Source organism: Pseudoalteromonas sp. SCSIO 43210, assembly GCF_054133285.1.
The window spans coordinates 2,824,580-2,844,606 of the sequence record NZ_CP087225.1; the positions used below are offsets into that span (position 1 = coordinate 2,824,580).

The following is a 20,027-nucleotide window of genomic DNA, read 5'->3' on the forward strand; positions in this document are numbered from 1 at the left end:
CTCTATTTGGAAATTTTAATTAATTTTATCAGATCTTTAGCCTGAGTTTTACGCTCTTTCGTAAAAGGTTTTTTACCATAGCGTACTTGGTTAAATAACTGCCTAAAAGTGTTTATAGATTGTGCAGAATGAGGAAGTTGATCAGCAAAAAAATGTAACTGCTGACTCGGTGTTAAATTATCGGGTGTGTTTATTTTTTGTTTTTTCGCCCATGCTTTTACTTCATAAAACTCTTTAACCATAGGCGCTAATTTAGACGGGCGTTTTGGCAAGTTTAAATAAATAAAATAAGATATAAAACAAAAACCAACTGTTAGTAAAACCATTAATGGTACAAGCCAAATATTTTTACTACCAAAAATTGATTTTAAAAAATCATTTTGTTTTTCTTCGTCAAAACCAAGTACCCAGCTAGACCATTGATAATCGAGATTTTCAAGTTCCAACCTTAACCAATTAATAGCAGGGAAATTACTTAAACTCACTAAACCAAAATCAAGGTTACTTTTAAATTCGTCATTCAGCTCTTCGTTTTGCGAAAGTGAGCCATTTAAACGCTCTGGTGCGACAACAGCAGTTGCATCAAAAATAACCCAACCTTCGTTTTGTAAATATACTTCTACCCATGCATGTGCGTCGTACTGGCGAACAGTGAGCGTATTATTATCTTGGTTTAATTCACCGCCTAAATAGCCACTTACTAGTCGAGCGGGTATACCTGCGGTTCTAAAAATGTACGCGGCGGCACTGGCATAGTGGCCACAAAAGCCACGTTGGTTTTCAAATAAAAATTGGTCAATTGTATTATCACCGCTCATAGGAGTGGGTGTTAATGTGTAAGTAAATCCCGTACCTGCAAAGTATTGTAATAATCGGTTATAAAAATCGCGATCAGAGTGTGTATTTTGCTTTAAGGTTTTAGCAAGTGATGATGTTTTTACATTCTTTTTATAAGCGAGGTATTTGTAGCGTTTTTCTTCAAATTCGCCAAGCGGTAAAGTTGTGAAGTTAAAGCTATTTACATCGTATTGTAAGTTTTTAGCTTGGCGACTTTTTTTACGTAATAAACCTAGCGAATTACCTTCAACATTTTGTGAGTTACTACTGGAATAGGCTAAACCATAGAGCCATTTTTGTGTAGCAGGCTCTGTAATAACTGAGTAGCTTGCAATAAGTTGCTCATCACTTTCGCTCTGTGTATTTGTTTTTACATTATTGTATTTTAAAAAGTCAGACGTAAGCCACGCATTACCATTAAACTCATCATGGACTATTGCTCGCCAATAATAAGGCGCTACAGGTTTTTCTTCGTTAAATTTAACTCTAAACACAAGTTCATCTGAGTTTGAAAGCTTTGCAATATCGAATGGGTCGACTTGTTCAGAAAGCCCTGTTTTTGCAAGCTTAGGCCCAGGAAGCTGCCAAAAGGCGGGCATTTTTGGTAAAAAAAGCAGTAAAAATATAGCTAAAGGAAGTGCTAAGAGTAGTAATTTACCACTTTGCTTAGAGGCGATTTTTAAATTATGTTTGGACTCGAGTAAGCCAAGTACTGCAAAGTTTAATATGTATAAACTACTTACAGTTAAAGTCGTTAAAATGCTTTGGTTAAATAAATACACCGATGAGAGTGAAAAAAACGTAAGCGTTGTAATTACGTGATAGTGTTTTTTGGTTTTAGCCTGCAGCAGCTTAAATAAACTAGCAAGTAGCAGCATGGCCACAAATAAAATAACCGTATCCGACATGCCTACTGTGTAGAGCATTAAACCTAATGACACACCTGCGAGTATATTTGCCAGCCAAGCATTTGGCTTTGGTTTATTACTCAGCGTTATGTAAAAATTCCAGGCACAAATAAGTGAAAGTACACCAACAAAAACAAGCGGTAAATGTGATACAAAAAATACAATCAAACATGCATATATAAAAGACAGCGAATAATTTATTACTTTTTCGTTTTTAAGTATGTCCATTACACATCACCATTAAATGAGCATAATAATTCTAAGCATTGCTGCTTATGCTGCTGTCCGGTATTTGTATTTATTGTTTTATTCGGTAGTTTTAACATAAAAGGGGTGTTTTTGTCGGTTGCTTCACACACTAAAAAGCATAACTGGCTTAAGCGCTGCTCTGTATCTCCATTCATTAACGTAAAATCGAAGAGCGCATTCGCTGTTTTAAAGTCTACAAATTCTTTAACTAACAACTGCTGTGTTTTTGCGTAATGCTTCCACGACACTCTTTGCAAGCCCATTTCTGGTAAGTGTGGGATAAGAGACTCAAACTCTTCGCTACCGGATTGTGTAGAAATACCTTTATCGGCTTGCTCATCAAGCATAGAAACATTCGCATCACTGTGTACTTGTTCAAGCGACGGATATACAAATACATCTTCTTGTAATTGAATGTAGCTCCAAACAGTTATTAAGCCAAAGGGATAGTTACTCGCTATTTTAATACGTTGCACTGAGTACTTACCGCGTGAGCTGTAGGGTAAGTTGAGTGTAAGTAACTGAGGTTTACTATCAACTTGGCCGGTATGTTTGTGAGTTTGCTCACTACCTTGATATGTTAAATTAATAGATTGGGTAACAGAAGGGCTTTGTAATTCAAATACAATACTCGGTTTTTGAGGAGCGTAGCTGTTAAATGCATCTTTAAATTTAACCGTTAAGCCTTTAGCGTTACTGTAGCCCATTAATACAGCAATAATCATCACCACAAACATAAGATAAGACATTATTAAAATTAAATTATTTTGATAGTTAATGCCCATCACAAAGTTTAAAATAGCCACAATTACAAAGTACCAACCTAGGGACGATGGCAGTACATAAATTGTTCTGTGTTCAAGTGTAATTGAGTTTTTTAAATGTTTATTTCTTAATAACTTATTAAATACACTTTGCTTAAATGACTTAAATAAAGAAGGGCGCTTAGCTGTTTTTTTTGGCATAAAAATTTATACCGGAACTAAAACGTTTTTTAAAATATCGTTTACTTGCGCTTCACCTGACTCATTATGCAAACCTAATCGATGCTGACACACACTTGCAAATACGGCTTGAACATCTTCTGGCATTACAAAATCACGACCATCAATAAAGGCCCACGACCTAGCCGCTTTAGCCAGAGCCATACTGGCTCGAGGTGATAACGATGCAGCAAAAGCGTTGCTTGTGCGTGTGTAATTAACAAGCTCTATAATGTAGTCAATAACCGGGCTACTTAAAGTGATTTGGTTTATTTGGCTTTGAATTGCCGCTAACTCTTGTTGGTTAATACGCTTAGGTAATTGGCTGTAATCTCGTTTTTGCATATTCAAAATTAAGCGTTTTTCGGCTTCTTTAGGTGGAAAACCTAAGCTAATGCGCATTAAAAATCGGTCTAATTGCGACTCAGGTAACGGGTAGGTACCTGATTGATAAAGCGGGTTTTGTGTTGCTATCACAAAAAATGGATTTGGCAGCGAGTATTTTTTACCATCGACTGTTACTTGTTGCTCTTCCATTGCTTCAAGCAACGCACTTTGTGTTTTAGGTCCCGCGCGGTTTATTTCATCAGCTAAAACAACTTGGCTAAAAATAGGGCCTTTATGAAACGTAAAACTGTGCTCGGTAGAGTTAAATACATTAGTACCCAGAATATCAGCAGGCAGAAGATCACTGGTAAATTGTATACGCTGATACGATAAACCTAACACAGCTGACAATGCATGAGAAAGAGTGGTTTTTCCCATGCCAGGCAAATCTTCAATGAGTAAATGCCCTTCGCTAAATAAGCATGTAAGTGCCAGTTTTATTTGTTGTTGTTTACCAAATATAACACTCGAAAGATCTTCTATAATCGCAGTAACAGTACTTTGCATGCTAACCTTATTATTATTCTATTAGTTCGAGGCGCTTCATTACGGTGTCTACTTTTTTTGCATTAAATGGTTTCGCAATAAACCCTTTAGCACCTAGCTCCCACGTGTTTTGCACATTTTCAAAACTGTTATGACCAGAGCACATTACAACGTGTGCGTGAGGGTAGGTAATATTAATAAACTCTAGGATATCTGTGCCATCAGAGTCAGGTAAATCTACATCTAAAAATATTACGTTAGGCGATTTTTCATCAATAACCGGTTTAGCTGAACTAAAGTCTACACTTTCTAAAATATCTTCATAACCTAGTTCGGTTAAAATCTGGTTTAGGTAATCACGTATTTCTTTAACATCGTCAATGATGAGGATGGGCTCTAGCGGGCGAACAAATTCCATATGTAGGTTACTTCTATTTTGAATACATCTAAGTGCTTTAATACTAAGCTAAGCCCTTCATAAGCTCAAGAACGTTACTTAAAAAACACTAATAAATAAACAGTTTATAGGTCTGACCAACAGCCTATTTTAAAAGGATCACCTGCTTTTATATCTTCTACTAACTTATGTTTACATGAATTGTATTGAGCAATAATGATGTATCTACAACAAATTCCTTAATCCAGAACCTTATTTCCTCAAAATTTGATGTAACAAATTTGCTACTTAACTTATTGATTCAAAAATATTTACATATAGATTCGATTTTTTGTAAACGTTTTGTAATAAAAAATCGTTGACCTTCTAAATTCATTCTGTGATTATGCTCACAAGATGGGCTTATGCTCACAAGTGCGATTTCATTAACTATTTAATGTTTTGCTCAATTGGCCTCATCTATACACACTGAATTAATACCAATTTCATTAAATGAATATGCAATTTAATAAAGTTGGCATCACACACCACACTCAATAAAGAGCTTATTATGTTGAATAATAAAAAGACTAAATTTGCAATTCCTCTCATAGCGGCAGCTATGGCTACATCGGCTCCAGCACAGGCTGATATTTCTGAATATTTAGATCGCGTTGACGTAGACTTTTTACTAATGCAAAACTTTCAGTCAATTCAGGCTAAAGACGGCGCATTTCGTCCAGAAGATGAAGAACAAGAATCAGGTTTTGGCCGTATTAGAGCAAATCTAATGCTTAAATTTCATATTAACGAGTTCATCACTGCCGATATAGATATTGCAGAAGAGCCTAATGACTTTGGTGGTGAAGATCGTGACTTTTCATTTCACAACGATTTTGCAGGTGTTGAATTTGACTTACTAGGCCTTTATGGCACACCAAAAGAAAACGCAAATTTAACACTGCGTTTAGGTAACATTGGTGGATCGCCTTTTCAATTTAAAGGTTTTCAAGACGGCGCAGATAACCAAAGTAATGCTCTTATTGGTAATGGTATTACCGATTACGCAACCGCAGAAAACGGTGCACAGCTAAGTTACAGCGAAACTTTCGATAGTGGTGTAGTACGTGCGTATAATGTTACAGGTCACATTACGACTTCAAGTTTCGGTGAAGCATTTCAAGAAGACAGAGGTTATAACTACCGACTTCAAGGTACTTTAGAATTTGAAGGTGGCTTTAAAGCAGGTTTAAACTTATTAAAAGCGAATCAAGGCGACCAGTTACGTTTTGAAAATGGCGTAGCAAGTCTTGATGGTGTAACCACAACAAACTATCGCTTTGGCGATGGTGAAAACTATAATTTCTCAGCGTCACCTTCGAATGAGCGTGACACTCACGTTGGTGCAATGCCAGGGCTTGAGCAATCAATCATCCAGCTTAACTTAGCTTATCAACCATCTGACGAAACTAGCTTAATTTTTATGGTTGGTAAATCATCTGATGACTACACATTTGCAGATGCCGCTGGTAATGCAGTTGCCGGTATTACCTACTTTGGTACAAACGGCATAGCTGATGAAAATGGCACTACTTTTGATTCAAACAGTGTAATAGAAGGCGACTCATCGGTTGAGTACTTCGTGTTTGAAGCACAACAATATCTAATCCCTAAAAAACTATATGTAGCGGCTCGTTATGCAGAAGCCGAAAACACTTCCGACTTAATTGAACAAACAGACAACACAGTAGAGCGTATTCAAGTAGCCGCAGGTTACTGGTTTAACGATAAAACGCTTTTAAAAGTTGAGTATGTTAACCAAGAAGAAGGTGTTAATTCGGGCGGCCAAATCGGTAAAGGATTTGACGGCTTCACTTCTGAAATATCTGTTAAATTTTAAATCATTATCCAAACTAGTCTAACTATTTAAACAAAGGACCTAAAAAGGCACTTTGCGGGCAGTTTTATGCGTTAAAACTGCCATAAATAGAATTGGTAATAGATTGCAATTTAATAGCATTTGTTAAAACATAACGTGTATGGGGAATACCCGATGAAAAATAAATTAATTATGCTCGCGTGTGGCTTTATAAGCATGGGCGCTGCGGCAAAAGAAACAATTACAATAGCGACTGTTAACAATGGTGACATGATCACCATGAAAGAATTAAGCAGTGACTTTACCAGCCAAAACCCTGATATAGATCTAAAATGGGTCACTCTAGAGGAAAACATTCTTCGCCAGCGTGTCACTACCGATGTTGCAACAAAGGGCGGCCAATACGATGTTATGACCATAGGTACTTATGAAGTACCAATTTGGGGCAAGCAAAATTGGCTAAAAGAGCTGGATAATTTAGGTGAAAACTACGATTTAGACGATTTAATTCCGGCAATTCGAAGCGGTTTAACGATTAATGACAAACTTTATGCTGCGCCATTTTATGGCGAAAGCTCAATGGTTATGTACCGCACTGACTTAATGGAAAAAGCAGGGCTGACAATGCCTAAAGCCCCAACATGGGACTTTATACGCAAAGCTGCTAAAGCGATGACAGATAAAAAAGAAGGTGTTTATGGCCTTTGTCTACGTGGTAAAGCAGGTTGGGGCGAAAACGTTGCGCTTATAACATCAATGGCTAATTCGTTTGGTGCGCGTTGGTTTGATGAAAATTGGAAGCCACAGTTTAATACCCCAGAGTGGGAAAATACCCTTCAGTATTATGTCGATGTGATGAAAGAATCTGGTCCTGCTGGTTCATCTGCAAACGGTTTTAATGAAAACCTTGCACTATTCCAAACCGGAAAATGTGGTATTTGGATTGATGCAACCGTTGCAGGCGCATTTGTTACTAACAAAAAAGACTCAGAAGTTGCCGATAAAGTAGGGTTTGCACTTGCACCAGATAACGGTCTAGGTAAACGCGGTAACTGGTTATGGTCTTGGACTTTAGCCGTACCGGCAAGCAGCAAAAAACCAGATGCCGCAATGAAATTTATTAGCTGGGCAACATCTAAAGAATACACTCAACTTGTAGCCGACAAGAAAGGTTGGGCAAAAGTACCGCCAGGTACACGTAAATCACTTTACAGTAATCAAAAGTACATGGACGCAGCACCGTTTGCGCAAATTACCTTAGATTCTATTCAATCTGCAGATCCTAAAAATCCAACCGTTAAACCGGTGCCTTATGTAGGTATTCAGTTTGTTGCTATTCCTGAGTTTCAAGGAATTGGTACAGCTGTTGGGCAACAATTCTCAGCAGCATTAACTGGCCAAATGACCGTTAAGCAAGCGCTTAGTACGTCTCAGCAACTTGTTGAGCGAACAATGCGTAGAGCTCGCTATCCTAAATAGCATGTAATGGGCGGGTAAGTACTCAAACTTACCCAATATTTTATGTCAATTCTATTTACTTGTTAGTTATAAACACTATCAAGGGTTTCTGATTTTCACTTGATAGTTAACAAGTAAATAGAATTGGCTTTTTTAAGGTCACCTTTATGGCAACAACTAACTCGCGCACGCTTGCTCGGTTTATGCTTCTTCCTAGTGTAATTTTATTACTTGCTTGGATGATAGTTCCGCTGTGTATGACACTGTATTTCTCATTTATTGATTACAACTTACTCGTTCCTGGGGATAAAGAGTTTGTAGGCTTTTTAAACTATGAATTTTTCCTAACTGATCCGGCTTTTTTTGAATCATTTTTTAACACGCTTTACCTAGTAACTGGGGTTTTACTTATCACTATATGTGGTGGTATTGGCTTAGCTATTTTACTAGACCAAGCAATATGGGGACGAAATTACGTTCGCATTATGGTACTAGCCCCATTTTTTGTAATGCCAACTGTGTCGGCATTGGTATGGAAAAACATGCTAATGAACCCAGTTAATGGCTTATTTGCACATTTCGCGATTTGGCTTGGCTTTGAACCTATCGACTTTTTTGCTCAAATGCCGTTATTTTCAATCATCATAATTGTGTCTTGGCAGTGGTTACCGTTTGCAGCATTGATACTACTAACAGCAATACAGTCATTAGATCGTGAACAATTAGAAGCGGCTGATTTAGACGGAGCTGGGCCATTTAGTAAGTTTTTTTACATCGTTTTGCCGCACTTATCGCGCGCTGTAACCGCTGTTATTTTAATCGAAACTATATTTTTACTGTCAATCTTTGCTGAAATATTAGTTACAACCAGCGGTGGTCCTGGTTATTCGTCGACCAATATAACGTACTTAATTTACACGCAATCACTACTTCAATTTGATGTAGGTGGCGGTTCGGCAGGGGGCATAGTTGCAGTTATTATTGCAAATATAGTCGCTATATTTTTAATGCGCTTAATTGGCAAAAACTTGGAGGGTTAATTATGACTATAAAAGATAGCCGTCGTTCCAAACTAATTTATACCATTGCTGCATGGACAATAAGCGGCATGATTTTCTTTCCAATTTTATGGACGTTAATCACCAGCTTTAAAACGGAAGCAGAAGCAATTTCAGCAAGCCCAAGCTTATATGCGTTTGATTGGACGCTCGAAAATTACCGCGATGTACTGTCACGTTCGCCATACTTTAACCATTTTTGGAACTCTGTGGTTATATCGTTAGGTTCAAGTTTGCTGGGTTTATTAATTGCTGTACCTGCTGCTTGGTCTATGGCTTTTGTACAAACTAAAAAAACAAAGCATTTATTAATGTGGATGCTTTCAACCAAAATGTTACCGCCAGTAGGGGTACTTATTCCGATTTATTTATTGTTTCGAGACTTTGCGCTACTCGATACAAAATTAGGTTTAGTGATTGTAATGACACTCATTAACTTACCAATAATGGTATGGATGCTGTACACCTACTTTAGAGAAATACCAAACGAAATACTTGAAGCTTCACGTATGGATGGCGCAACAATTGGTGAAGAAATATTCCATGTTTTATTACCAATAGCCTTACCGGGTATAGCCTCAACGCTATTGTTAAATGTAATTTTGTCGTGGAACGAAGCTTTTTGGACACTTATTTTAACCGCTGCAAATGCTGCACCTTTAACGGCATTTATTGCCAGTTACTCAAGCCCTGAGGGGTTATTTTACGCCAAGTTATCGGCAGCATCTGCCATGGCCATTGTGCCAATTTTAATACTTGGTTGGTTTAGTCAAAAACAATTAGTGCGTGGATTAAGTTTCGGCGCAGTAAAATAGGAGAATACACATGGGCAGCATCACACTAAAACAAGTCACTAAAAACTTTGATGAAGTTAACGTAATTAAACCACTCGATCTAGAAATAAAAGACGGTGAGTTCATCGTTTTTGTTGGTCCGTCGGGCTGTGGTAAATCGACATTACTTCGTATGATAGCAGGGCTTGAAGATACCACCAGTGGTAATATAGAAATTGACGGCATTGACGCTACAAAAACACCGCCTGCAAAAAGAGGCTTAGCAATGGTGTTTCAATCCTACGCGTTGTATCCGCATATGACAGTGCGTAACAATATTGCTTTTCCTTTAAAAAGAGCCAAAGTTAGCCCTGCAGAAATCGAAAGTAAAATTGCTAACGCCGCTAAAATTCTTAATTTGACCGATTATTTAGACCGAAAGCCTGGGCAATTATCGGGCGGTCAGCGCCAGCGTGTAGCGATAGGGCGCGCAATTGTTCGTCAGCCTTCGGCATTTTTATTTGATGAACCGCTTTCAAATCTTGATGCGTCACTACGTGTAAATATGCGTTTAGAAATATCTGAATTACATAAAAGTTTAGCTACAACAATGATTTATGTTACGCACGATCAGGTTGAAGCTATGACAATGGCAGATAGAATCGCGGTATTTAATGCCGGTATTATTGAACAGGTAGGCACACCTTTAGAGCTTTATAAAAAACCAGTAAACAAATTTGTAGCTGGTTTTATTGGCTCTCCAAAAATGAATTTTATAGATGCTCCACAAAATGAAGATACGAATGTTAGTTGTATTGGTATACGACCAGAGCATATAACACTCTCTACTGAGCAAGGAACGTGGGCTGGTACTGTCGGTGTAATTGAGCATTTAGGATCGGAGAGCTTTTTACATATAAATATTGAAGGCAAAGGGACCGTAACAGTAAAAGCAGATGGTGATTGTCCGTTAAAATATGGCGACAGTATTTACCTAAGCGCACCGGCTGATAAAGTATTAAAGTTTGATAATAACGGTTTAACAATTCGCTAGAGCCAATCTTTAATTACCTTAAATAGCACCTTTATAAGGGTGCTATTAACTAAATTCTAATTACATAATCCTATGAAACCTAGGTATTTTTTATTAAGGAATGGTATATTTACAACTATAAATAACAAAAACGTTATTAATAAATAGATACTCCAAAATTAATAAAATAATTTATATAGCAGCACATATAATTGAAATTATGTAATGAAAATAAGGACTTAGTTTTCCTTCTATTTTAAGAGGTTTACGTGGTAAAGCTATCAAATACAGAAATTAGAAAGCTAGATGATGCAGCCAGAGCAGGGTGGTTATATTATGTTGGCGGTAACACACAAGATGAAATTGCTAAAAAGCTAAATATATCTCGTCAATCTGCACAAAGAATGGTCGCATTATCTGTGAGCCAAGGATTAATTAAAGTTAGACTTGACCACCCGATTGCCAAATGTATGGATTTGGCCGAAAAATTAAAAAGCCGTTTTGGGTTAGATTCGTGTGAAGTTGTACCGAGTGATCCGTCTGAACCTTCATCTACACTAGGTTTGGCTCAAGCTGGCGCGGCTGAAATAGAACGTCATTTAAAATCAGAACAACCCAAAGTACTTGCTATGGGAACAGGTCGAGTTTTACGTTCATGTGTAGATGAGCTAAGAACTGTTGATTGTCCGCAACATAAAATTGTAGCAATGCTAGGTAATATGGCTTTGGATGGATCGGCTTCACCTTATGATGTTGTAGTAAGAATGGCCGAACACACCAATGCAAAACATTATCCAATGCCATTGCCAGTTTTACCAAGAAGCATTGAAGAAAAAGAACAATTACACGCACAACAAAATATTACCGGTAATTTAAAACTCGCTAAAGATGCCGATGTAACATTTGTGGGTATTGGTAGCTTAGGTGAAAAGTCGCCATTACATATAGATGGTTTTATTGATGCGCAAGAACTTAAAGAGCTACAAGATCTTGGTGCTGTTGGTGAAATGATTAGTTGGGTGTTTGATAAAAACGGTAAGCTTTTAGATTGCACAGTTAATCAGCGTGTAGCAAGTACGCCATTAAAAACAAATGCTAACAAACAGATTTATGCGATAGCTGCTGGTGAAGAAAAAGTGTTAGCCATTTTGGGCGCAGTAAGGTCAAACATGATCAGTGGATTAATCACTAACGAATATACAGCTGAGCGTTTATTAAGTATTGATTAAACAAATTGAGAAATAAAGTATCTGTATTAGTAATACCTGTTATTGTAATAAAACCACTTAATGTCCGATACCGTCTAGTATTGGACATAGCAAGGGCGCATTTAAGCGCTCTTTCTATGTATACATTAACTACCTATAATTTATATTATGTTAAATAAGGTAAATAAATACAAACCTAAATTACTCACCTTCATTAATTAACGTATAAACGCGATATTTTGACTGTTTAATAAGCATTAACCTACTTATCTTAATAGTTAGTGCCTTACCCATTTACGGTATTAGCTTCTTGAACATATAAAAATACCGCTTGGTTATTAATATTATCAAGCGGTATAAACAATGATTACCTAATAGCTACCTTACCTAATTAAATCTAAGTCATTGAAAATAATGGCTTTTAAATTATCCTACTAATTTACTAGAATGTTTTATCATTCATAAATTCACTAATAAGCTCAGACACTTTATCTGGATGTTCATCAATAACCCAGTGTGCGGCTTTATCTATCCAAACCAATGACGAATTTGGAATTGCTTCTTCTAACATTGGTGCATACTTTGGCTTTTGAAACTTGTCTTCTTTACCCCATATTATGAGTGTTTCATGAGGTAAGCTTTTAAGATCGCCTGTAATAGCTTCGGTATATTCTTTATTGAGCCTACGCATGTTACTAAATAAAGCGGCTTTTCCTTTTTCATTACTCCATGGTGTTAAGTATATTTTCATCAACTCTTCAGTCATCACGCTTGAGTCATAAACGCCTTTGGGCATGAAATCTCTTAATGTATCCACAAATTCGGCTACCGTTGCTTTTTCTTCCACACCTGGTTCTAGCAAAGGTTCAAATTTTGGTATTGGCCAAGAATCAAAACATACACTATCAATTAAAACCAACCCGTTTACTTTTTCCGGATGATTTACAGCAATTAATTGAGCAACACCACCACCAATATCATGTGCAGCAATATTAACTTTAGAAATACCGAGTTCTTCCATAAACTTACACATTATTCTACATTGCGCATTTATAGAAACATCGGTGTTAATTGGCATATCAGATTCACCAAAGTTTAGTAAATCAGGCGCTATTACTCGATATTTTGATGCAAGTTTTGGCATCACATTTCGCCATAAAAATTTATTGGTTGGTATTCCGTGTATCAATAATAAAGGTGTTCCTTGTCCCATTTCTTGATAAGCAATTTGATGACCTTCTACTGTAACGTACTGTGTTTTGCTCATGCTTGTGCCTCGTTAATTTAAAAAATTATAATGTTTATTAAACTATAAAATTGGAATATAGCCTTATAAAGCAAATTCCATCCCAAGATGAGCATTTATTAGTTATTAAAAAATTATAATAATTTAAAGTCAAACCCTTGCGATACCTGGGCTTAAGGCTAAGTAAGTTTATTTGTTTTTATTATTATAGAGTTTGATAATTGTGATTGTTAAACCACTTTAAGAAGTGTGAAACGTTTGCTCTTATATTTGCAACAATTACAAAAGCGAAGTTGCTAATACTTTGAAGGAATAATTTGAAGTAATTATTGTTATTAAAGGATTTTTACAAGTTTAAATAAATTAAAGGTTTAATATACACAAAAGCGCTAAATAAATATTAGCGCTTTGAAAATTAAAATTTAAGTTTTTAGTAAGCTATAGATAAAAACAGTGAACCGCCCTACTGTTTTTTATAAATCAGTCCAATAAGGATTTAATATTTTCAATAAGCACATTTTTTTTAACTGGTTTTAATAATTGGCCATCAAAACCTAAATTAATATATTTATTTTCACTAAAAGTATGTGCAATAATTTTTGTTGTGGTTTTATCAATGTGCTTTCTTATTTTTAGCATCGCATCTGTGCCCGTAAATTCAGGCATAATTATATCCATTAAAATAATGTCATAATTATTTTGTGAAACCATAATAAGTGCTTCTGCCGCACTTGAAGCAAAATCAACGTTAAAACATTCATCTTCAAGCATTTTTTTTATAACAATCTCAATTAAAAGATCGTCATCTACCAACAATACATTGATAAGTTTATTTTGGCTTTGTGTTATGGAGGAAATGTTATTCGGCATCGCCTTATTAGCTGGCTTTGGTTTTACAAACTCTTTAACATTACTTTCTGATGACATTGATATTACTCTATTGGCTAATACTAGTGGTTCTTTACTTGATGATTTAAAATATTTAATGGCAGCGATAATTTACTCCTAGTATTTTTTGAGTTTGTAACTTATATAAAATTAATTACTTACTATGTAGGTATATATCGGCAGCTTGAAGAATTTACTTAATAATATATAACCACTGTTCTTTATATAAAGCAATTATTGGCCCAAGTAATTTATGTTTAAAATTAGTAACTTATTTACTGCTCAATAAGATTTTTAATTGTGATTAGCAAATTGCGATGCAAAATTAATTTTATTAAGCTGTTATCCGTGAGGTTCAGAAAGGCGGGTGTTTTTACTGTATAGGAAGTAAAACACAGACTTGATTATCTATGTTTTAAAGTTTAACTAAAATAGTTTTAATGCAGTGCTGCCGTGAACGGGATGCTTTCACAGATTTTTGCTTCAGCTATAAGCAATTCTTCTAAACGTATATCCACTTCCTCTTTTTCGAAGTACTCGTAAGCAAGTTCAACAAAAAGATTTTTATGCTTTTCTTCTGATTTAGCGATAGCAACATAAAAGTCTTTTTCTTTACCCTCAGGAAGTGCTTGTGCAACTAAAGAAAAACGCTCGTGCCCTCTTGCTTCAATTACACCGCCAACCAGTAATCGGTCCATTAAAAAACCATCACGACCATGTCTAAACAGTGCACGAATTTGTTTTATATACGGATCTTTTTTGTCATCGCCTAAGTTTACATCACGCTCTAAAAGTAATTTAAGTACTTGTTTAAAATGTATTAATTCTTCTAGCGCTAAGTCGGTCATAGCTTTTACTAATTTACGTTTGTCTGGGTAATGCGAAAGCATAGACATAGCCATACCCGATGCTTTTTTTTCTGCAGCGGCGTGATCTTGTAAAAAAGTATTAAAGTCATCAAGGACAACTTCGGTCCATTCAAATGGGGTGTGATATTTTAATTCAAACATGTTCTGTACAACTTAAATAATAATGCGGGGGATTTTAACGTATTTGATTTAAAAAATCTTGTAAGGCAGTAATTTATCTATGCGCCCTTTAGCCGTAGATTCAACTTTTAACTGGTGTTTAATATCGTTCCATGCGGTGACTTTACCGCCCATATTCATTTTTTCAAAATCAGTTTTATCACTTTTTAATGCTAAAAAGTTGCATAACTTTTTGTAGCTTTCTGGTTTTGCTATATCAATGGATAAAAAATCGTTGTCGCGGTTATTAAAGTACGTTTGAGCGTCATTAAAATGTGTTTTATAGCAGTGAGTTAAGTAACTATCGTCGCTAATATTATTAAGCGAAAGCTCACTAAATGTGTTTAAATAACAGCGTTTTATATGAATATTAAAGCCCCCGTCGCCGCGCGTTAAATTAGTGTGCATACGCGTTAAAAGCTGCTTTATTGATGCAAGCCACGCACTCAATTCGCGCTCTAAATAAATAAACTTAGAGTTTGGATAATGAATATCAAGCGCTTTAAAATCGTTAAATATGGGAGTGTCGGCAATTGCGCTGGCATTTTCAAAGCAAGCATTAGTATACGCGGTATGCGCCGTTGTAATACCAAGCTCTAAAAATGCGTGGCACACACTGGTTGTGCCGGTACGCGGTAAACCTATTATAAATATTTTGCTCATTAACTTTTCTTTAATTAGCCACGTGTCACTAGCAATACAAAGGCGCTAACAATAATCACTAAAAATGTTGCAATAGTACCAATTTGGCGATATTTCAGGCTTTTTTCTACTATGCCCAAATTTTGAAACACACGCCCTATTAATAACGCACCACCTAATATATGACAGTAATGGCTAGCAAGCCCTTGGTATTCTGCCAAAAAAAGTAAAATTAACGCAATTGGCACGTACTCCATAAAGTTAGCATGGGCACGCACAGCACGTTGCAGCGTTGCGTTACCGTTATCACCAAGTGATATCTGCTCCGCGCGGCGCACTTTTATTACGTTAAAGCTCAAATAAATGTAAAACAATGCAAGTAATGCAGCATAAGTTGAAATGATCATGGCGTTTTCCTGTTATTTTATCGCATAAGCATGCGCTTTATTATTGTGGGCGTGATAATAACATATAAATTTGAGCAGCATTATCAGAAGTTTAATAAATGCCTATGCTAAGCTAAGGGTATTAAGTAAGTAGAAAATTACATAAGGATTTTATGTTTGTACCTCGCAAAGTAGCCGACAGTTACCGTGAAATGATTAACAGTATTGGCTTTTACCCTTCTATGCTTTCAGTGGGCTTTTTAGTATTTGCCATTATAACTATGTCGGTTGAATATTTAGCCCCTATTGAGCAGCTAAAATCGTTTATATCGGTTGTACTTGTTGATAGCGCCGAAAACGCGCGTACTATTTTAAGCACTTTAGCAGGCAGTATTATTTCGCTTACCGTGTTTAGTTTTTCGATGGTAATGGTTGTTTTAAATTCGGCCAGTGCGAGTTTATCGCCTCGCGTAGTGCCAGGGCTTATTACGCGTAAATCACACCAAATGGTTTTGGGTTTTTATTTAGGCAGCATAATTTACTCAATTATTATGCTTATAAATATTAATAAGCTTGATGGTGGCAGTACGGCAATTCCTTCAATTGGTGTGTTGTTCGCACTTATTTTTGGCTTGATTTCATTAGGTTTATTTGTATTTTTTATACATTCAATCTCTCGTGCTATTCAGGTTGATAATGTGTTAAATGGCTTATTTAGCCAAACTAAAAACGAAATTAAAACAATAATACAAAGGCAATCAGATAACCCCGTTGAAGACTTTCCAGACTTTAGCAAGTGGCACTCTGTTGTCAGTAAAACAGAGGGATATTATAAAGGCGTACATACCGATAAGCTGTGTGCTATTTTGGCAGAGCAAGATATAAAGGTATATATCTCTGTTAACCAAGGTTATTTTACCGTTAAAGGTTACCCGTTTTTAAAATGTAATAAAGATATAGCAAACGATGAAGCGCTGATAAATAAAATTCTCAACTGCTTTATTTTTTATATAGAAGAATACATTAGCGATCATTATCGTTATGGGTTGACGCAAATATCAGAAATTGCGGTTAAAGCAATGAGCCCAGGCATAAACGATCCAGGTACTGCGGTTAAATCAATTGATATGCTGAGCATTTTACTTATTCAAAGGCTTTCAATTAACGATATTAACTACTCGTTTAAGCACAGTGACAATGCCCCATTGCTATACCTTCATGAAACAAGCTTTGACGAATTATTACACGACAACTTTACACCACTGCGTAATTACGCAAAAGGCGATGCATACGTAATGACAAACGTGCTTGAGGCGTTTAAAAACATTTTGTTTATTGCACACAAAGACACTGATGCACGAACCAGCTTGTTTAATTATTTAAATGCGATTGTTGATGACATCAATGAACATGTCACAAATGAATACGACAGGAGAGAAATAACTAATATGCTCAATGCAATTGCCCGCATTAGCGAAGAGCAAGGTGAGAAGTTGGTGGCACGTTTTGAGCACCACCAAAAATAAAGTTTAATCTATGTAGTAAACAGCGTAGCTTGAAGCTGTTACTTTAATCTCTCCAGCATGGTAGGCATCAGGTACATAATTACTTGGTGCGCTATCAGCCATCATTACTTTTTCTGCACGCATATAAGGCTGTGATTGCACATTGAGTGGACTTAGTGATGCGCTATACAAACCTTTTAAATCAACGCCATAATCTTCACTAAACTCTTTTGCTGCATCGCGTGCATCTTTTATTGCTAATTTTTGCGCTTTTTTATGTAGTTCGTTGTAGTTACTTGCTAAAAACTGCGTTTGGTTAATTTCGTTAATTCCGTTGTTAACTAAGCTTTGTAGTAACTCTGGGTATTTGTTTATATCGCTGAGTTTTACTGTTAATGTGCGAGAAACTTTGAAGCCTTTAAAGTCTTGATTACCGGTTGTGCGGTTATATTGACTATCACGGTTTATTGAAATTTGCCCAGCATTTATATCACCTTCTCTAACCCCTACTTCTTTTACGAGCTTAATTGCTTTAGCGATGGTTAAATCGGTTTTATTTTTAGCTGCAATTAAGTCCTTATCAACTTCGGTAATACCTACACTAAGCTGTACGTAATCCGGCATTGTGGTAAGAGTGGCTTCGCCCTTTACGTAAATATGAGGGGCATCTGGAGTAGCTGCAGCAAGTGCATCAAAGCTAAGTACATTTAAAGCCAGCGCGCTACCTAAAACAAGGGTAAGAGTTTTCATTAAGTCGATCCTTTAATTTTGTTAAACCCAGTAAACACCGTACGCGGTTAATTAAATATGAACAAGCACAAAAAAACAGGCATTTGCCTGTTTTTTGTTAAGCATTGTAACTGTGCCTACAACGTTATTTATTTTTAATTATGTATAAACCTAATTAAACACTACAACGCTTATAGTTACGGTATTTTGGTAACCAGTAATTTTTGTCTATTGCGGCCCATAAAGCATCATCAGTGATCTCAAGTGCAACACCTTCTTCAATCGCTTTTTTAGCAATAGCAAATGCAATACGTTTACTTAGCGTTTCAATTTCAGTAAGCGCAGGTAACAAACTACCTTTACCTGTATTGGCACGCGGCGACGACTCTGCAAGCATTTCACTAGACACACTTAACATTGCATCCGTAATACGCGTTGCTTTAGCGGCAATAACCCCTAAGCCAATACCTGGGAATATATAACTGTTGTTACATTGTGGAATTGGGAACGTTTCGCCATTGTACTCAACGGGTGCAAATGGGCTACCGGTTGCAACAAGCGCTTTACCATCAGTCCATTTAATTACATCTTCTGGGTATGCTTCTACCTGCTTAGATGGGTTACTCAATGGGAAAATAATAGGTTGCTCACAACCTGCGTGCATTGCACGAATTACCTGCTCGGTAAATAAACCTGGTTGGCCTGAAACACCAATTAAAATATCAGGTTCTGCACAGTGCATCACATCAAGAAGTGATGCGTATTCACCGCTGTAAGTCCAATCACTTAACGAGCCTTTAGGTTGTGCAAGTACTTGTTGGAAGTCGCGTAAGCCTTCCATACCTTCACTAAGCAAGCCAAAACGGTCAACCATAAATACTTGGCTACGCGCTTGTGCTTCTGTAATGCCTTCAAAAACCATTTGGCTAATAATTTGCTCAGCAATACCACAACCAGCAGAACCAGCACCAACAAATACCACTTTTTGCTGGCTCAGTGTTGAATTTTTAACGCGACACGCAGCAAGTAAAGAACCAACCGTTACAGCCGCCGTACCTTGAATATCATCATTAAAGCTACAAATTTCATTGCGGTAGCGCTTAAGTAATGGCATTGCATTTGGCTGTGCAAAATCCTCAAACTGCAGCAATACATTTGGCCAGCGACGTTTAACCGCTTTAATGAATAAATCTAAAAACTCATCGTATTCGTCTTGAGCAATACGCTTATGGCGTGCGCCCATATACATAGGATCGTTCAAAAGCTTTTCGTTATTAGTACCTACATCAAGCATTACAGGTAATGTGTATGCTGGGCTTATACCACCACACGCTGTGTAAAGTGACAATTTACCAATTGGGATACCCATGCCACCAATACCCTGATCGCCTAGGCCTAAAATACGTTCGCCATCGGTAACAACAATAACTTTTACTTTACCTTTGGTAGCGTTGCGTAAAATGTCATCAATTTGAAAACGGTCTTCGTACGAAATAAATAAGCCACGTGCACTGCGATAAATGTCTGAAAACTTTTCACAAGCGTCGCCAACTGTAGGCGTGTAAATAATAGGCATCATCTCTTCAAGATGGTCACGCACTAAACGGTAGTACAGTGTTTCGTTGTTATCTTGGATTGCACGCAGGTAAATGTGCTTATTCAAATTTTCGGTAAAGCTAGAATACTGCTGATAACAACGCTCCACTTGCTCTTCAATTGTTTCAAAGCGTGGAGGAAGTAAACCAGCAAGATTGAAATTTTCGCGTTCTTTTTTACTAAAGGCACTGCCTTTGTTTAATAGCGGCGTTTCAATTAGGCCAGGGCCAGAATGATGAATATATAAGTAGTTAGGATCAGTATTTGTTGTCATATTTCCAAGCTTTAACGGAGTCTTAAGTTATGATCTGTCATTATCATTGTTAGAAGTTTAATTGCAATGACAATTAAGTTGGTCAGACCATTGAGAAA

18 protein-coding genes are annotated in these 20,027 nt (G+C 36.6%); 7 read left to right on the forward strand and 11 right to left on the reverse strand.

Going from position 1 to position 20,027, the window contains the following annotated elements:
• Nucleotides 1–2 precede the first annotated feature (2 nt).
• From LOS73_RS12100 to LOS73_RS12115, 4 genes are read right to left on the reverse strand one after another with little or no spacing between them, the layout of a single operon-like run.
• Complete coding sequence (locus LOS73_RS12100) at nt 3–1,973, reverse strand: transglutaminase family protein (RefSeq protein WP_457933729.1); 1,971 nt, start codon at nt 1,971–1,973, stop codon at nt 3–5.
• The gene (locus LOS73_RS12105) at nt 1,973–2,959 is read right to left on the reverse strand and encodes a DUF58 domain-containing protein (protein WP_457933730.1); all 987 of its coding nucleotides are present in this window, start codon (nt 2,957–2,959) and stop codon (nt 1,973–1,975) included. Before LOS73_RS12105 ends, LOS73_RS12100 begins: the two co-directional genes overlap by 1 nt.
• Before the next feature lie 6 nt (nt 2,960–2,965).
• The gene (locus LOS73_RS12110) at nt 2,966–3,871 is read right to left on the reverse strand and encodes an AAA family ATPase (RefSeq protein ID WP_457933731.1); all 906 of its coding nucleotides are present in this window, start codon (nt 3,869–3,871) and stop codon (nt 2,966–2,968) included.
• Between the two features lie 13 nt (nt 3,872–3,884).
• Nucleotides 3,885–4,268 carry a response regulator gene (locus LOS73_RS12115; protein ID WP_007377149.1) on the reverse strand — a complete coding sequence of 128 codons (384 nt, stop codon included), beginning with the start codon at nt 4,266–4,268 and terminating at the stop codon, nt 3,885–3,887.
• Nucleotides 4,269–4,797: 529 nt separating this feature from the next.
• On the opposite strand from LOS73_RS12115, the gene LOS73_RS12120 reads away from it, so the two are divergent.
• The 6 genes from LOS73_RS12120 (at nt 4,798) to LOS73_RS12145 (ending at nt 11,656) form a co-directional block, all read left to right on the forward strand.
• Entirely contained in the window at nt 4,798–6,126 is a 1,329-nt protein-coding gene (locus LOS73_RS12120; protein ID WP_457933732.1) for a hypothetical protein, read from the forward strand.
• Nucleotides 6,127–6,279: 153 nt separating this feature from the next.
• Nucleotides 6,280–7,584: an ABC transporter substrate-binding protein gene (locus LOS73_RS12125; RefSeq protein WP_457933733.1), complete on the forward strand. Its 1,305-nt coding sequence runs from the start codon at nt 6,280–6,282 to the stop codon at nt 7,582–7,584.
• 146 nt (nt 7,585–7,730) lie between these two features.
• Nucleotides 7,731–8,603, forward strand: a complete 873-nt coding sequence (locus LOS73_RS12130) for a carbohydrate ABC transporter permease (RefSeq protein ID WP_002960879.1) — start codon at nt 7,731–7,733, stop codon at nt 8,601–8,603.
• Between the two features lie 2 nt (nt 8,604–8,605).
• Complete coding sequence (locus LOS73_RS12135; protein ID WP_002960878.1) at nt 8,606–9,436, forward strand: carbohydrate ABC transporter permease; 831 nt, start codon at nt 8,606–8,608, stop codon at nt 9,434–9,436.
• Nucleotides 9,437–9,446: 10 nt separating this feature from the next.
• On the forward strand, nt 9,447–10,448 hold the full coding sequence (locus LOS73_RS12140; protein ID WP_457933734.1) for an ABC transporter ATP-binding protein: 1,002 nt from the start codon (nt 9,447–9,449) through the stop codon (nt 10,446–10,448).
• Nucleotides 10,449–10,696: 248 nt separating this feature from the next.
• Nucleotides 10,697–11,656, forward strand: a complete 960-nt coding sequence (locus tag LOS73_RS12145) for a sugar-binding transcriptional regulator (protein ID WP_002960874.1) — start codon at nt 10,697–10,699, stop codon at nt 11,654–11,656.
• Nucleotides 11,657–12,077: 421 nt separating this feature from the next.
• Here the strand turns inward: LOS73_RS12145 and LOS73_RS12150 are convergent, their stop codons facing one another.
• The 5 genes from LOS73_RS12150 to LOS73_RS12170 all read right to left on the reverse strand — a co-directional run bounded on the left by LOS73_RS12150 (nt 12,078) and on the right by LOS73_RS12170 (nt 15,846).
• A complete protein-coding gene (locus LOS73_RS12150) occupies nt 12,078–12,902 on the reverse strand; it encodes an alpha/beta fold hydrolase (RefSeq protein WP_457933735.1) in 825 nt (274 codons plus the stop codon).
• Nucleotides 12,903–13,361: 459 nt separating this feature from the next.
• Nucleotides 13,362–13,808, reverse strand: a complete 447-nt coding sequence (locus LOS73_RS12155) for a response regulator (protein ID WP_007377156.1) — start codon at nt 13,806–13,808, stop codon at nt 13,362–13,364.
• Between the two features lie 398 nt (nt 13,809–14,206).
• Nucleotides 14,207–14,779 carry a tRNA isopentenyl-2-thiomethyl-A-37 hydroxylase MiaE gene (gene miaE / locus LOS73_RS12160; protein WP_457933736.1) on the reverse strand — a complete coding sequence of 191 codons (573 nt, stop codon included), beginning with the start codon at nt 14,777–14,779 and terminating at the stop codon, nt 14,207–14,209.
• A 48-nt stretch (nt 14,780–14,827) separates the two neighbouring features.
• Entirely contained in the window at nt 14,828–15,460 is a 633-nt protein-coding gene (locus tag LOS73_RS12165; RefSeq protein WP_457933737.1) for a sulfotransferase, read from the reverse strand.
• Between the two features lie 14 nt (nt 15,461–15,474).
• Nucleotides 15,475–15,846: an MAPEG family protein gene (locus tag LOS73_RS12170; protein WP_457933738.1), complete on the reverse strand. Its 372-nt coding sequence runs from the start codon at nt 15,844–15,846 to the stop codon at nt 15,475–15,477.
• A 152-nt stretch (nt 15,847–15,998) separates the two neighbouring features.
• On the opposite strand from LOS73_RS12170, the gene LOS73_RS12175 reads away from it, so the two are divergent.
• Nucleotides 15,999–17,351 carry a DUF2254 domain-containing protein gene (locus tag LOS73_RS12175; RefSeq protein WP_457933739.1) on the forward strand — a complete coding sequence of 451 codons (1,353 nt, stop codon included), beginning with the start codon at nt 15,999–16,001 and terminating at the stop codon, nt 17,349–17,351.
• Between the two features lie 3 nt (nt 17,352–17,354).
• Here the strand turns inward: LOS73_RS12175 and LOS73_RS12180 are convergent, their stop codons facing one another.
• Nucleotides 17,355–18,080 carry an SIMPL domain-containing protein gene (locus LOS73_RS12180; protein WP_007377161.1) on the reverse strand — a complete coding sequence of 242 codons (726 nt, stop codon included), beginning with the start codon at nt 18,078–18,080 and terminating at the stop codon, nt 17,355–17,357.
• Between the two features lie 154 nt (nt 18,081–18,234).
• A complete protein-coding gene (locus tag LOS73_RS12185; RefSeq protein WP_342865989.1) occupies nt 18,235–19,929 on the reverse strand; it encodes an NAD-dependent malic enzyme in 1,695 nt (564 codons plus the stop codon).
• Nucleotides 19,930–20,027 lie beyond the last annotated feature (98 nt).